This is a genomic window from Janthinobacterium sp. CG3, from assembly GCF_000344615.1.
GTDB lineage: Bacteria > Pseudomonadota > Gammaproteobacteria > Burkholderiales > Burkholderiaceae_D > Janthinobacterium.
Genome location: NZ_KB467824.1, coordinates 2,578,517 through 2,591,768 on the forward strand (window position 1 = coordinate 2,578,517; position 13,252 = coordinate 2,591,768).

Sequence of the window (13,252 nt, forward strand, 5' to 3'; positions counted from 1 at the left end):
CCACGTGGTTATAGTTTACGGCGAAGGAATGGCTTCCCTCTCCGATTCTCGGGACCCGGCCTTGCTCTGTTCACTCAAGAATTCATGGGCGGGGGACGGCGCCGCTGCGTTGCCGTCCCGGCCTGCGCGGCTATTGCAGTTTTACGTTCCAGTTCGCTTCCACGCACTTGACGTAGTTGCCAGCGATGAGGGCGCTGTATGGGGTCTGGTAACTCACCAGCTGGCACTGGTTGTCGCCGCCCGCGCTCCAGTTCTTTTCCCAGTAGATGTTATAGGCAGCCGAACTAGACGGGCCGAAGCGCTGCATGCTGGCGCAGGACAATTGCTCGCCGCTGTAGTCCCAGCCGAGGTCCGCGGCAAACTGCTTGAAGTAGTCGATACGGTTTTGCGCCGCCGGCTTTTCCGTGCCCAGTCCACATTCCGCGTTGATGATCATGATGGTGGTCGCGAAATTGTTGCCGGCGCCGGCAGTGCGGTCGGCCTGGTTTGGCACCCAGGTGCCGTCAAGCACATGCAACATCGACGGTTTCGGCGGCTGCGGGTAGACGAAGAAGAAAGTCGCCGACGCCAGGTTGAGCCAGGTCGACGCCACCAGATCCGGATTTTTCAGCAGCACCGACTGGTCGCCATTGTTCATCGCTTGCGAGAACGGTCCGTAGTTGTAGTTGTAGGACAGCTGTTTGGCGCCACGGCCGAAGTACTTTTTGAAGCTGCCGTCGGCGTTGACGCCGCACGTCCACACCTTGTTAAACACCGGGTCGGCGCATTCGATGTTGTAGCCGCAGCCGGCGCCGGTTTCATCGCACCCCAGTTCGCGCAGGTATTTCAAGCCTTGGCGCCATTGCGGAAGCGGGCTGCTGGCGTTGTGGTCGCCCGTTTCTTGGCCGAAATGGGCGAACATGGTGGCTAAGGTGTGGCGGCAGATCGCATCGGCGTTGCGCCCATCGGAATAGTCATCGCAAACAGCTGGAAATTTTGCCACCGACTGCAAAAATCGTTGATAGGTATAGCTTGGGTCGCGCGCGGCAAAATAGAAATCCCACTTCAGCGCCGGCAGCAGGCGCTCCACCCGCTTCACGTTGAGCGGATTGCCCGCCAAGCCCGCCTGCACCTTCTCGACATCGGCGTTCGGCAACGTACGGACCGAGGCTTTCACCTTGCGGAAGAAATCGCTATTCGTCAACAAGGCTTCGTTGGCTTCGGCCTGGGCCTTGGTGGGAATTCCAGGCGTTGGCGTGGGCGTTGGCGTGGGGGTTGGCGTTCCACTACAAGAATTCACTACCGCCCAAGCTGACGAAGAAGCCCAGCCCTTCCCCGGTTCATACGCAGCACTCGATGACGAACACCAGCCAGCAACGATGCAACTGTAGAAGCTGCCAGCATTGGACACAACCTGCCCTACAGCATAATTTGTGCCGGCCGCATACACGGCGCAGCTTGGCGTTGGCGTTGGCGTTGGCGTCGGTGTCGGTGTTGGCGTTGGTGTTGGCGTCGGCGTTGGCGTTGGCGTGCCCGACACCAATTGCCACGGTCCGTTCGGATCGGCTTTTGGCGCCTCGCCCTGCACCCACCACTTGGCCTTGTAGACTACGCCTTGATACGTCGCGCATTGCGCGGCGACATAAATTTGGCTGGCACTCCATTCGGCGCAAGCTTCGCTGACAACACTACTGGCCAATAATTTTGACTGCGCCGGCGTATCGGACTGCGAACCGCCGCCGCACGCGGCAAGCGTTCCACCCAACAAGCCTGCTAACAACCTGCCCATTTGCTTTGTTTTCATTTGGTCTCCTGAACGTGCGACTAAAAACTATCTGAGTAGCTCTTTGATGTTGTTCGAAAAGAAAGCGCAATGAGCGGCCGTGGCTTTCTGCATAGAGAATGCGGCCATGGAAATTGGTAGTCAAGTGGTTTTTATTAAAATACAATGTTTCAATACCACTTTGTGCAAGCACGGTGCGATTTTTAATGTCTGGAGGGCCGCCATACCGATTTTAAAAAGAAATGCGTAATTAATACCGCGTGCATCAAACCCTCAAACTGGTATGGACTGGTATGACAGCGGTCACGCCGTCTAGGCGCGACCGCGCGGGTCTGTCGGACAAGCTAGCGCGGCATGCGCATGCGCAGGCGGCGCCAGCCGATGACGATGCCGCTAACACTGATGAGCATGCCGCCAACGCTGATGGCAATCATCCACACGTCCCACCATGGACGCGACGCCAGCAAGGGTGTCCAATCCCAGCTGTGCAGCAGCGAAAACAGCCAACGCCCGACACGCTGGTGCGTGTCGACTTGCTTGACGACCGCGCCGCTGGCCGGGTCGATGTACAACCAGGTGGCGCGGGGGTCGTCGAACTTCAGGCGCAGCACCGGCAAGCGCTTTTGCCCGCCCGTCATGGTGTGGGCGTCGCGGCCGTAGTAATAATTGTCGTATTCACCGAGTACGCTGGCCTGCGTGACCTGGTGCGGCGCCAACATGGCGCTACCCAGCGCCCGCATCGCCGCAATGCCGAACGCCTTGAACGGCAACGCCGGCCCGGCCCCTGCGGCAAGCAGGCGGGTGCGGCCCTGCCCGTCCGCCGCCAGGTAATAACCGGCGCCGTCGACGACGCGCCACTCCAGTTCGCGCACCTCGAAGCCACTGTCGGCAAGTAGTTGCAGGGCCTGCCCGGCCGGCAGCGTGAAATGCGCGGCGTCCCAGTCGTGCCGTTGCGCCACCTTGGGCGCGCCGGAGTCCAACACCTTGAACGGATTCATCGACATCAGGCCGCTGAAGATGAAGGTCACGACCAGCGTGCCAAACACCAGGCCCAGCAGATGGTGCCAGCGCATCCACGGCGCCCGGTACGGCGAGCGCGAGCCGCTGCGAAAGCGCCCCGAAAAACGCCAGCGCCACAGCCCCACCAGCATGCCCAGCAAGGACAGCGCGGTGGCCGTCAGCGCGGTATAGACGACGATGTCGTTCCAGAAACGCTCGACGATGCCGCCGCGCAACGGATACAGCCAGTGGAGCCAGCTACCGACCCAGTTCCAGCCGCGCTCGTTCACGCTGGCGTCGCGCACCACCTCGCCGGTACGCGCCGAAACGTACAGGCGGGTCGATTCGGCGTCGCCCATCTGCACCCGATGCAACGGCCGCTGCCCATCCAAGTTCCTGGAATGGCTGAAGGCGTCTTCCGCCACCAAGTCCTGGTAGGCCGCCGGCACGCCCGGCATGAACGCCCGCGCGGCCGCCAGCGCGGCGGCGGCGTCGACGCTGTCGACACGCCGGCCGCTGGCGCCGTCGAGCGCCACCACGTCCGCCTTGCCATAGTTGAGCAGCGCCAACGGCCGCCCGGCCACCGACGTCAGGCGCAGCGCGGTCGGCGCCCCGTTGTGGCCGGCGGCCCGCAGCCATTGTTGCAGCGACGCGCAGCAGCGCCCGCCGTCAAGCGCGGGCAGCGCGGCCAGCCGCTCCGCCTGCGTCAATTTTGGATAGCCGACGTACATCATCACCACGCCGGAGAAGAACCACATGGCCATGAACAGGCATAGCACAACGCCAAGCCAGCGATGCAGCAGGTACAGGGTGCGCTTCATATCGCCGCGCCGCTCAGAACCAGGATTGCAAGGTCAGGTCCAGCGAGCGCGGCGCACCCAGGTAAACACTGGCGCCGCCCACGTTCGCCGCGTAGACCTTGTCGCCGGCGTTTTTCAGGCGCGCGGTAAGCTTGGTGTTGCGCTGCAACTGGTAGCTCAGGCTGGCGCCAAACACCGTGTAGCCGGCGTCGCTGACGGTGTTGGCCGTGTTGCCAAAGCGCCGGGACAGGTGGCGCGCGTCCGCGCTCAGTTGCAGCGCCGGACTCACGTTCCAGCTCAGCCAAAAGTTCGACACCCACGCCGGGATGTTGGCGGGCACCTTGCCGGCGCGCGAGACCGCCTGGCCGCCGACGTTCTCGACAAAGGCGTCGTATTGCGCGTCGGTATAGGCCAGGTTACCCTGCAGCAGCCAGTTCTGGTTCAGCTTGAACGAAGTGGCGGCCTCCACGCCGCGGGCCGATTGCTGGCCGACCGGCAGCGTGACGCCGGGATGGTTCTGGTCGGCGATCGCCAGGTTGCGGCGCGACAGCTGGTAGGCCGCCAACGTCGCGCTGCCGCGTCCGCCGAGGTAGTCGAACTTGCTCCCGACCTCGACCTGGCGCCCGGTAGTCAGCTCGGAGCCGCGCGCCTGGCCGTAGGAGATCGAACTCAACAAGCCGGCAGGCGGATCGGCCGCCGTGCTGTACTGGACATACACGTTGGCGTGCGGCGCCAGGTCGTACACCAGGCCCAGGCGGCCGGTGGTGGGCGCGTAGTCGTGCTTGAAATAGGCCGGGCTGGCGGCGCTGGCAAGCTTGTGATTGATCACTTCGATGTCGATGCGGTCGTGCCGCAAGCCGCCCACCAACGCCAGCACCGGCGTCAGCCGCAGGCGATTTTCCAGGAACAAGGCCAGGGTCTCGACCTTGTTGGTGCGGTCCGGCGTGAAACCCGGCTTCATGCCGGGCACGTCGAAGAAGTTTTCCGTCGCGAACACGACCGGGTTGACGGTGCTGACGGTGCCCGGAAGCGACAGCGGGAAGCGCGTCTGCGTGTTGCGGCTGTAGTCCAGACCGGCCGACCAGTCCGCCTTCATGGCGCCCAGCGCGCCCTTGTGGACCCACTCGACGCGCTCGCCGCTCAGTTGCTGATCGTGCCGCTGCAACAAGGCACCGGAGCGCACCACAGCCGTGTTGGCCGCGTTGAAAACATAGGTTTCCACGTTGCGGTAATCGCGCAGGGCGTCGTAATGGTAGACGGTGTTCTTCAGCGTGGTCTGCGGCGACAGGCGGTACTCCAGCAGCGAACGGGTCCACTGCACGGTCTGCTCGTATACACCGTCGGCGGCATTGTAGTTCTTGAAGCGGGTGGCCGGGTCGATGCGGCCGTCGCCGCCAAGCGGATTGAGCAGCGGCGTGCCCCAGTACGGCCGGTCGACCTTCTCGCGCTGGTATTCCAGCGCCAGCGTGTGCGACAGGCGCGGGCCGAAGTCGCTCAGCAGCGAGGCGGCGGCGTTCAGCGCGGCGCGCCGCTGGCCGTCCACATAGCCGTTGCTGTGGCTGCGGTTCAGGTCCAGGCGCACGGTGTGGCGCGCGCCGCCGGCCGCGCCGATGCCGCGGTTCACGCCCAGCGCCAGGTCGGCGTTCGAAAACGAGCCGTAGCGGGCGCGCAGCTCCAGCGCGTCGGCGTCGCGCTGCGCCAGTTTCGTCACGTAATTGATCGAGCCGCCGACGGCGCCGGCGCCGAACAGGTAGGTCGACGGCCCGCCGACCACCTCGACCCGGTCGTAGATCCAGCTGTCGACCGGGCGCGCGGCGATGGCGTCGTATTGCGCCGTGATGCCGTTGAACAACTGGGTCAGGCTGGACGCGCCGAAGCCGCGGTAGTACACCGAGCCGGCCGACCCCGGCGGCGACGCCGCGCTGACGCCGGGCACGCCGGCCAGGATTTCCTGGGTGTTGTCGGCGCCGCGCAGTTCGATGCTGGCGCGGTTGACGATGGCCACCGAGGCCGGCGTTTCGCGCGGCGTCAGGCCCAGGCGCGAGCCGGTGGTGTTGGCGTCGTCCAGCGACAGCTTGTCGCCGGCGCGGGCGGCGCTGACGGTGATGGTCGGCATGCTTGCAGCGTCGGACGGGATGGTTTCGGCGAAGGCCGGCGCGCACAGGACGGCGACGGCGGCGGCGACTACGGTTTTGTTGACGTTCATATTAAAGCGACCTCGAAACTAGAAAATGCAAAGGGCGGCAAGGCGTGCGCGCACGGGCGCGCACACCTCATCGGCCGGCGCGCAAGGCGCCGGACTACGATGGCCGGATAAGCGTATTGATCTAGGAGAGGACGGGGGGAGCGCGCGGATGCGCGACCGACCACGCGAACAAGGGCCGTGGCGCGGAGAAAAACAGGCTCGGATACAGCGCCGGCGGTGACGCCGGCAAGGCGAACGAGAAACGCAGCTGCGCCGGCGGCGGCGCCGGCGTGTGCAGCGCGCAAAACGGGCAGTGTTCCAGGCCAGCGTTCGACGGTCCGGGCTGCTCACCCGGCGCCAGGTCGGCTACGGCGACGAGTTTGCTTCCCTGCGCCGAGCAGATCTGCATCCATGCGGAGCTGCCTTCCTTGGCCAGCGCCCGCGCCAGCGTCGGCGCCAACGCCAGCCCCAGAATGGCGGCGAGCGCGATCCAGGCAAGCAGGCGGCGAAGGGCGTGGGATGGGAACATGGGCGCAATTCTAAACAGCGGCCTCGTGCGCGTCAATATGCAGTACGGCATATGCGGGGGGGGCAAGGTGATTGCGCGCCTTACACCAAGGGCGTAACCCTGGGGTCGGACCTGAAGGTCAGTCCCCGGCTCGACGCCGCAGCTTGATTTTCGGCGTTGCCGGCCCGCTAATTAAGCGGCATGCCAGGCCAGCGCGGCGCTGAAGTTACCGGGAACGTCGAGCGGGCAGATCTGCAACGACGGCCAGTCCGGCATGTGATGCGTACACTTGAGCCGCTTGCCGTCCTGGCGGTCAATCGCCACTTGCCGCAGATACTCGCCGACGCCCACGCCGAGCGCCTTGAGCGCGGCCTCCTTGGCGCTCCAGCGCAGAAAGAAATCGGCCAACGGGTCCGCCGCCGCGTGCATGGCCAGACATTCCTGCGGTGTCAATGCGAAGGCGGCCAAGGCGGCCAATTCGATGCCGGCGTCGTGCATTTCCACGTCGACGCCCAGCGCGGCGACGGCGGGGGCGGCGCCGAGGGCGATCAGCACGCAGTTGCCGGCGTGCGCGACGTTGAACGCCATGTCCGCACTCGCCGCCGCGCCGGACGGCAGCCCAGATTGATGCAGCAGATACGGCTTGCCATATGCGCCGCTGGCAAATTCCAGCTGCCGCGGCGCCGCGCCGACGCGCTCGGCCAGCAGCCGCCGCAAGCCGGCCCGGCCGGCAACCGAACGCAGGCGGTCGGCATGCCGGTGCAGGCGCAGCGCCCGCGCGCGCTCGCCTTCACTGAGCAATTCCCAGTCGGCCTGCGCCAGCGGCGCTTCCAGCGCCAGCTCCAGGCGCCAGACTTCGACGCCGGGAGGCGCCTCGTCAGGCAGCGGCAAGCGCGCCATAGGCAATTGCGTTCGCGACATCCTCTTTACCAATCAGGGTGTAGACAATGATATGACGACGTAAAAAAGCCCCGAGAACGGGGCTTTTTTACGCTGCTTAACACCCGGAAGTGTTTGAATTATGGCGGAAAGGGTGAGATTCGAACTCACGGTACACCAAAGATGTACACTGGATTTCGAGTCCAGCGCATTCGACCACTCTGCCACCTTTCCTTGCTTAACTTCAAGCGAGCTCTGTATGAGCGAGGCAGAATTTTAGCATAGCTCGCGCAAGGCATGCCGCTTATTTTGGGGGATATTCGGCGCTATCCGCCCATAAAACATTAGGACGTAAAAAAACCCCGATAACGGGGTTCTCCTACACTGCTGAGTACTCGAAAGTACCTGAATAATGGCGGAAAGGGTGAGATTCGAACTCACGGTACACCAAAGATGTACACTGGATTTCGAGTCCAGCGCATTCGACCACTCTGCCACCTTTCCTGCTTACTTCTGATCGCTTGCTGCTGCGAGAACAAGATTATAGCAGGGTATTAAAAAAACGGAAGGGGCAAAGGGGGAAATATTTGACCTCTGCCCCGCGTTCAAGTTCAGGCTGCAACCAGGCGGGTCAGGCCGCCCATGTATGGCTGCAACACCGCCGGGATCTCGACGCTGCCGTCGGCTTGCTGGTAGTTTTCCAGGATCGCCACCAGGGTGCGGCCAACGGCCAGGCCGGAACCGTTGAGGGTGTTGACCAGTTCCGGTTTGTTCTGGGCGTTGCGGAAGCGCGCCTGCATGCGGCGGGCCTGGAAGGCTTCGCAGTTCGACAACGAGGAAATTTCGCGGTAGGTGTTTTGCGCCGGCAGCCACACTTCCAAATCGTAGGTTTTGGCGGCGGTGAAACCGATGTCACCGGTGCACAGCGACATCACGCGGTACGGCAGGCCGAGGCGCTGCAAAATGGTTTCGGCGTGGCCCACCATTTCTTCCAGCACTTGGTAGGACGTGTCCGGGTGCACCACCTGGACCATTTCGACTTTGTCGAACTGGTGCTGGCGGATCATGCCGCGGGTGTCGCGGCCGTAGCTGCCCGCTTCCGAACGGAAGCATGGCGTGTGCGCCGTCATTTTCAAGGGCAGCGCATCCAACGCCAGAATTTCGTCGCGCGCGATGTTGGTCAGCGACACTTCCGAGGTCGGGATCAGGTAGAAGGTTTCGCCCTCGCCTTCCGTGCCGCCTTTTTTCACCGAGAACAAATCGGCTTCAAACTTCGGCAACTGGCCGGTGCCGCGCAGCGAGTCGGCATTGACCATATAGGGCGTGTAGCATTCGGTGTAGCCGTGCTCGTCGGTATGGGTATTCAGCATGAACTGCGCCAGCGCCCGGTGCAGACGGGCCATGCCGCCCTTCATCACCGAAAAGCGCGAGCCGGTCAGCTTGGTGGCGACTTCGAAGTCCATGCCCAGCGGCGCGCCGACGTCGACGTGGTCCTTGACCTCGAAATCGAAGCTGCGCGGCGTGCCCACTTTGCGCACTTCGACGTTGCCGCTCTCGTCGGCGCCGACGGGCACCGATTCGTGCGGCAGATTCGGCACCGTCTGCATGAAGTCGCTCAGCCTGGCCTGCACCAGCGCCAGCGCGGCTTCATCGGCCTTCAGGGCGTCGCCCAGGCCGGCCACTTCCGCCATCACGGCCGAGGTGTCTTCCCCCTTGCCTTTCAACATGCCGATCTGCTTGGACAGCGAATTACGCTTGCCCTGCAGTTCTTCGGTGCGCGTCTGGATTGCCTTGCGTTCGGCTTCGAGGGCGTTGAACCCCGCCACGTCGAGCCGGAACTTGCGCGTCGCCAGGCGCGCTGCGACCTTGTCGATGTCTTTACGGAGAAGTTGGATGTCTATCATGGGGTAGTGGCGCTATGTCGAAAGCACAATTGTACCAAGCCGCGACCACTTCCTTACGGGTTTTGCGCAGATTCGGCGCATTCCGACGGGGACGCGCACGCCGACGCGTCCGCCGCGCGGTGCACCAGCTGGCCGAGCTTGGCGACGGCGCGCTCGATTTCCGGGCTCCAGCTGTTGCCGCAATTGAGGCGGATGTAATTGCCGAACTTGCCCGAGGCCGAAAACAGCGGCCCGGGCATGATGGAAATGCCCGCGGCGCTGGCGGTGTGGTGCAGCGCCAGCGCGTCGATTTGCTCCGGCATTTGCACCCACAGCACGAAACCGCCCTGCGGTTCCGACAGCGAGCATTCCACCGGAAAATAGGACGATACCGCGTCGGACATGCGGGCGATGCGCTGGGCCAGCACGCGCCGCATCTTGCGGGTCTGGATGTCGTAGCTGCTGCCGTCGAGGAAATCGGCCAGCACCGCCTGGAAGAAATGGCTGGTGGCGCCGCTGGAGACGGTCTTCAGCAGCGCCACCTGCTGCGCGTAGCGCCCGGCGACGACGTAGCCGACCCGCGCCGCCGGCGTGATCGCCTTCGAGAACGACGAGCACATCAGCACGTGGCCGCTGGTATCGTAGGCTTTCACCGGCCACGGCCGCTCCGGGGTGAAGCACAGGTCGCCGTAGATGTCGTCCTCGATCAGCGGAATGCCGTACAGCGACAGCAGCGCCGCCAGGCGTTTCTTGTTCTCCTCCGGCATGACGCAGCCGAGCGGATTGTTGGCGTTCGGAATGAATAGGCAAGCTTGCACCAGGCCGGCGCGCATGGCCAGCTCCAGCGCGTCCAGCGACGGCCCGGTCTTCGGATGGGTCGGAATTTCCAGCGCCTTCATGCCCAGGCTCTCTATCATCTGCAGCAACACGAAATAGGTGGCCGACTCGATGGCGATGGTGTCGCCCGGCTTGGCCACCGCGCGCAGGCACAGGCTCATGGCCTCGGTGCAGGAACTGGTGACGACGACCTCGCTCGGATCGACCTGGCCGCCCCAGCTGAGCGCGCGGCGGTTGATCTGGCGCAGGAAACCCGGCTCGTTGGTCTCGAACACGCTGACCTTGGCCAGCAGGCCCGGGTCGCGCCGCGCCACCGAACTGACGGTGCGCTGCATGCGCTTGATCGGCAGCATTTCGTCCGGCGGCCACGCCGAACCGAGCTGGACGATGTTGGGCACCTCGTTCAGGCTCAGCACCCGCATCAGCAAGTTGGTGATGCCGACAAAGGCCGGTTCCTTCAAGTGCTGGGTGTCGGTCATGGCCGCCAGCATCTTGGCGCGGTGGCGCACGTAATAGCCGGCCTGAGGCTTGGCCTCGACCAGGCCGCGGTCTTCCATCAGCCGCAACGCCTGCATGACGGTGCTGATCGACAGGCGTTTTTGCTGCGCCAGGTGGCGGATCGACGGCAGCCGGTCGCCGGGCGCGAAGACGCGGCTGGCGATCATCGCGCCGAGTTCGTTGGCCAATTGCTCGTAGAGGTTGATTTGCATGGACATCCGATGATTGTGACGCAAACGGGGTGGCCGACGACAGGTACAGTAGCCTGCTTTTTTGACCAGAACAGTTTAATTGAAACGCGACTGTGATGATAACAATTGTGGTTTATTGCATCTGTTATGGTCCGCCGCCAAGCCGTATTCTGAACCCATGATTTCACAGCAAGGGAGAACGGAAATGGAAAACCAAGCGAGAACGACGGCCAAAGGCCACGTTGAATATGAATTGACCGAACAGCGCCTGCTGCGGCTGAGCAATGCGATGGGTCGCCGCGTGGAATGCGTGTCGGGCCTGGCCCTGATCACCGCGTACGGCGAGTCGACCGACTTTTCCCTGCGCCAGGGCAATGTGTTCATCATCCCGAACAACGGCCTGACCTTGATCGAGGCCATCGGCAACGGCCGCATCCGGGTGAAGTCGCCGGCGCTGCCGGGGCAGGCGTCGCTGGCGCGCACCCAGCGCAAGGTGGCGCAACTGCTGCGCCGCCTGTGGGTCGCCGTGCAGCGCGAGCAAAAGGCGCTGCATTAAACGCCACGGCGCCGGCGACGTTATTCGAACTAAGGGCGAAAATGCCGTCAAGTTAGCCTGGCCAACGTTGTCGGATTACGCGTACCGCTAATCCGACCCACAACACGCCCCGACGGGTCAGGTCTTACCCGCCTTACGGTCGAGCTCCCTGAGCCAGGCCAGCTTGTCGGCGATTTTGCTTTCCAGGCCGCGCGGCACCGGGCGATACCAGCCCGGCTCCGGCATGCCGTCCGGGAAGTAGGTTTCGCCGGCGGCGTAGGCGTCCGGCTCGTCGTGCGCGTAGCGGTAGGCGTGGCCGTAGCCGAGTTCCTTCATCAGCTTGGTCGGCGCGTTGCGCAGGTGCACCGGCACCTCTTTCGACTTGTCGCGCTTGACGAAAGCCATCGCGGTGTTGAAAGCGTTGTAGCCGGCGTTGCTCTTGGCGGCGATCGCCAGGTACATCACCGCCTGGCCCAGCGCCAATTCCCCTTCCGGTGAACCCAGCCGCTCGTAGGTTTCGGCGGCGTCGTTGACGATCGTCAGCGCGCGCGGGTCGGCCAGGCCGATGTCTTCCCAGGCCATGCGGATGATGCGGCGCGACAGGTATTTCGGGTCGGCGCCGCCGTCGATCATGCGGCAAAACCAGTACAGCGCGGCGTCCGGATTCGAGCCGCGCACCGATTTGTGCAGCGCCGAAATCTGGTCGTAGAAATTGTCGCCGCCCTTGTCGAAGCGGCGCGAGTTCAAGGTCAGCGCGTTGTCGACGAAGGCCGCGTCGATCTTGGTGACGCCGGACGAGCCGGCGGCCGTCTCGGCCTGCTCCAGCAAGTTGAGGAAGCGGCGCGCGTCGCCGTCGGCGAAACCGATCATGGTGTCGACGGCAACGTCGTCGAATTCAAGGTGCGGCAGCGAACTGGCGTGCGCCTTCTTGAAGAGCTGTTTCATCTCGTCTTCGTTGAGCGACTTCAACACGTAGACCTGGGCCCGCGACAGCAGCGCCGAGTTCACCTCGAAACTGGGGTTTTCGGTGGTCGCGCCAACGAAGGTGACGAGGCCGGATTCGACGAAGGGCAGCAAGGCGTCCTGCTGCGATTTATTGAAGCGGTGGATCTCGTCGACGAACAGCAAGGTGTGCTTGCCGGACTGGTCCAGGTTGTGCTGGGCCTGCTCCATTGCCGCGCGGATGTCCTTGACGCCGGCAAACACCGCCGACAACGCGATGAAGTCGCTGTCGAAGGCGTTCGCCATCAGGCGCGCCAGCGTGGTCTTGCCGACGCCGGGCGGCCCCCACAGTATCATCGAATGGGCCTTGCCGGCCTCGAACGCCAGGCGCAAGGGCTTTCCCGCGCCCAACAGGTGGCCTTGCCCGATGACTTCGGGCAGGCTCTTGGGCCGCAACGCTTCGGCCAGGGGCTGGCGCGGCGCGGTTGAAAATAGGTCGGCCATGGTGTTTACCGATTGCGGGGCACGGGTGCGGCGATCGCCGCCCCAGCCTTAATTATTGAAGACGTCGGCGCCCTTGGGCATGACAAATTTAAAGTGTGCGGCATTTTGCGCCGGATTTTTCTGGAAGTTCTTGAACGCCAGCACCGACGTTTGACCAAAGGAATCACGCAACTCCATTGCCTCCGGCACGCCGTTGCGCAAGCCGATGCTGATTTCGTCGAAGGTGGTGTCCTTCGCCTTCGGGGTCGCCTTCAACCACTCCAGGCCGTCGCGGCTGCCGGCTTCGGCCAGGGTGAAGTTCTTTTCCAGGTCGTTGCTGCCGAACAGGATCGCCGCCGGCGACGAACCCAGCGCGTTGCCCAGCTTCTTGGTGGTGACCTGGTTCAAGTCCTTGTCATATATATACAGCTGCTCGCCGTCCGCTTGCAGCAATTGTTCGTACGGCTTGACATAGGTCCAGATGAACTTTCCCGGACGGGCGAACTCAAAGGTGCCGGTGGCCAGCGCCGACGCCTTGGCGGCGGCCGGCATCGACGCCGACGCCTTGGCGGCGGCGCCGTCGGCCTTCTTGACCTGGCGCTGGGTGAAGTCGCCCTTGGCCGATTTGGTGCCGGAGACAAAAGTCTTGAACTGTTCCAGCGCGCTGGCGGAGGCGCCGGCGGCGAACAACATGCCGCAAGCCAGGGCCAAAGCGCTCAATGCGCCGCGTTTTTTCAATAAAGTCATGCG

At 63.8% G+C, this 13,252-nt stretch carries 10 protein-coding genes and 2 tRNA genes; 1 reads left to right on the plus strand and 11 read right to left on the minus strand.

Annotated features, from left to right (window positions below; translation table 11 throughout):
- Positions 1 to 130 precede the first annotated feature (130 nt).
- From JANGC3_RS29085 to JANGC3_RS0111250, 9 genes are all read right to left on the minus strand, one after another.
- The gene (locus JANGC3_RS29085; protein ID WP_085945294.1) at positions 131 to 1,783 is read right to left on the minus strand and encodes a glycoside hydrolase family 19 protein; all 1,653 of its coding nucleotides are present in this window, start codon (positions 1,781 to 1,783) and stop codon (positions 131 to 133) included.
- A gap of 323 nt (positions 1,784 to 2,106) precedes the next feature.
- On the minus strand, positions 2,107 to 3,582 hold the full coding sequence (locus JANGC3_RS0111215; RefSeq protein WP_017876583.1) for a PepSY domain-containing protein: 1,476 nt from the start codon (positions 3,580 to 3,582) through the stop codon (positions 2,107 to 2,109).
- Between the two features lie 13 nt (positions 3,583 to 3,595).
- Positions 3,596 to 5,767, minus strand: coding sequence for a TonB-dependent receptor (locus JANGC3_RS0111220; RefSeq protein ID WP_017876584.1), 2,172 nt, complete (start codon positions 5,765 to 5,767; stop codon positions 3,596 to 3,598).
- A 121-nt stretch (positions 5,768 to 5,888) separates the two neighbouring features.
- Positions 5,889 to 6,275: a DUF2946 domain-containing protein gene (locus JANGC3_RS0111225; protein ID WP_017876585.1), complete on the minus strand. Its 387-nt coding sequence runs from the start codon at positions 6,273 to 6,275 to the stop codon at positions 5,889 to 5,891.
- A 171-nt stretch (positions 6,276 to 6,446) separates the two neighbouring features.
- Complete coding sequence (locus tag JANGC3_RS0111230; RefSeq protein ID WP_017876586.1) at positions 6,447 to 7,154, minus strand: 4'-phosphopantetheinyl transferase family protein; 708 nt, start codon at positions 7,152 to 7,154, stop codon at positions 6,447 to 6,449.
- 122 nt (positions 7,155 to 7,276) lie between these two features.
- Positions 7,277 to 7,367 (minus strand) — tRNA-Ser (locus JANGC3_RS0111235).
- A gap of 179 nt (positions 7,368 to 7,546) precedes the next feature.
- Positions 7,547 to 7,637, minus strand: a tRNA-Ser gene (locus JANGC3_RS0111240).
- A gap of 107 nt (positions 7,638 to 7,744) precedes the next feature.
- Positions 7,745 to 9,037: a serine--tRNA ligase gene (gene serS / locus JANGC3_RS0111245; protein ID WP_017876587.1), complete on the minus strand. Its 1,293-nt coding sequence runs from the start codon at positions 9,035 to 9,037 to the stop codon at positions 7,745 to 7,747.
- A 53-nt stretch (positions 9,038 to 9,090) separates the two neighbouring features.
- On the minus strand, positions 9,091 to 10,563 hold the full coding sequence (locus tag JANGC3_RS0111250) for an aminotransferase-like domain-containing protein (RefSeq protein WP_232429690.1): 1,473 nt from the start codon (positions 10,561 to 10,563) through the stop codon (positions 9,091 to 9,093).
- Between the two features lie 184 nt (positions 10,564 to 10,747).
- On the opposite strand from JANGC3_RS0111250, the gene JANGC3_RS29090 reads away from it, so the two are divergent.
- Entirely contained in the window at positions 10,748 to 11,098 is a 351-nt protein-coding gene (locus JANGC3_RS29090) for a hypothetical protein (protein ID WP_017876589.1), read from the plus strand.
- A 117-nt stretch (positions 11,099 to 11,215) separates the two neighbouring features.
- On the opposite strand, the gene JANGC3_RS0111260 is transcribed toward JANGC3_RS29090, so the two are convergent.
- Complete coding sequence (locus tag JANGC3_RS0111260) at positions 11,216 to 12,523, minus strand: replication-associated recombination protein A (RefSeq protein ID WP_017876590.1); 1,308 nt, start codon at positions 12,521 to 12,523, stop codon at positions 11,216 to 11,218.
- Positions 12,524 to 12,571: 48 nt separating this feature from the next.
- Positions 12,572 to 13,249, minus strand: coding sequence for an outer membrane lipoprotein chaperone LolA (gene lolA / locus JANGC3_RS0111265; protein WP_035787630.1), 678 nt, complete (start codon positions 13,247 to 13,249; stop codon positions 12,572 to 12,574).
- Positions 13,250 to 13,252: the final 3 nt, after the last annotated feature.

Excerpts from the sequence above, each read along its gene's own strand:
- JANGC3_RS29085 (WP_085945294.1), bottom strand. The coding sequence starts at position 1,783 with ATGAAAACAAAGCAAATGGGCAGGTTGTTAGCAGGCTTGTTGGGTGGA.
- JANGC3_RS0111215 (WP_017876583.1), bottom strand. The coding sequence starts at position 3,582 with ATGAAGCGCACCCTGTACCTGCTGCATCGCTGGCTTGGCGTTGTGCTA.
- JANGC3_RS0111220 (WP_017876584.1), bottom strand. The coding sequence starts at position 5,767 with ATGAACGTCAACAAAACCGTAGTCGCCGCCGCCGTCGCCGTCCTGTGC.
- JANGC3_RS0111225 (WP_017876585.1), bottom strand. The coding sequence starts at position 6,275 with ATGTTCCCATCCCACGCCCTTCGCCGCCTGCTTGCCTGGATCGCGCTC.
- JANGC3_RS0111230 (WP_017876586.1), bottom strand. The coding sequence starts at position 7,154 with ATGGCGCGCTTGCCGCTGCCTGACGAGGCGCCTCCCGGCGTCGAAGTC.
- serS (WP_017876587.1), bottom strand. The coding sequence starts at position 9,037 with ATGATAGACATCCAACTTCTCCGTAAAGACATCGACAAGGTCGCAGCG.
- JANGC3_RS0111250 (WP_232429690.1), bottom strand. The coding sequence starts at position 10,563 with ATGCAAATCAACCTCTACGAGCAATTGGCCAACGAACTCGGCGCGATG.
- JANGC3_RS29090 (WP_017876589.1), top strand. The coding sequence starts at position 10,748 with ATGGAAAACCAAGCGAGAACGACGGCCAAAGGCCACGTTGAATATGAA.
- JANGC3_RS0111260 (WP_017876590.1), bottom strand. The coding sequence starts at position 12,523 with ATGGCCGACCTATTTTCAACCGCGCCGCGCCAGCCCCTGGCCGAAGCG.
- lolA (WP_035787630.1), bottom strand. The coding sequence starts at position 13,249 with ATGACTTTATTGAAAAAACGCGGCGCATTGAGCGCTTTGGCCCTGGCT.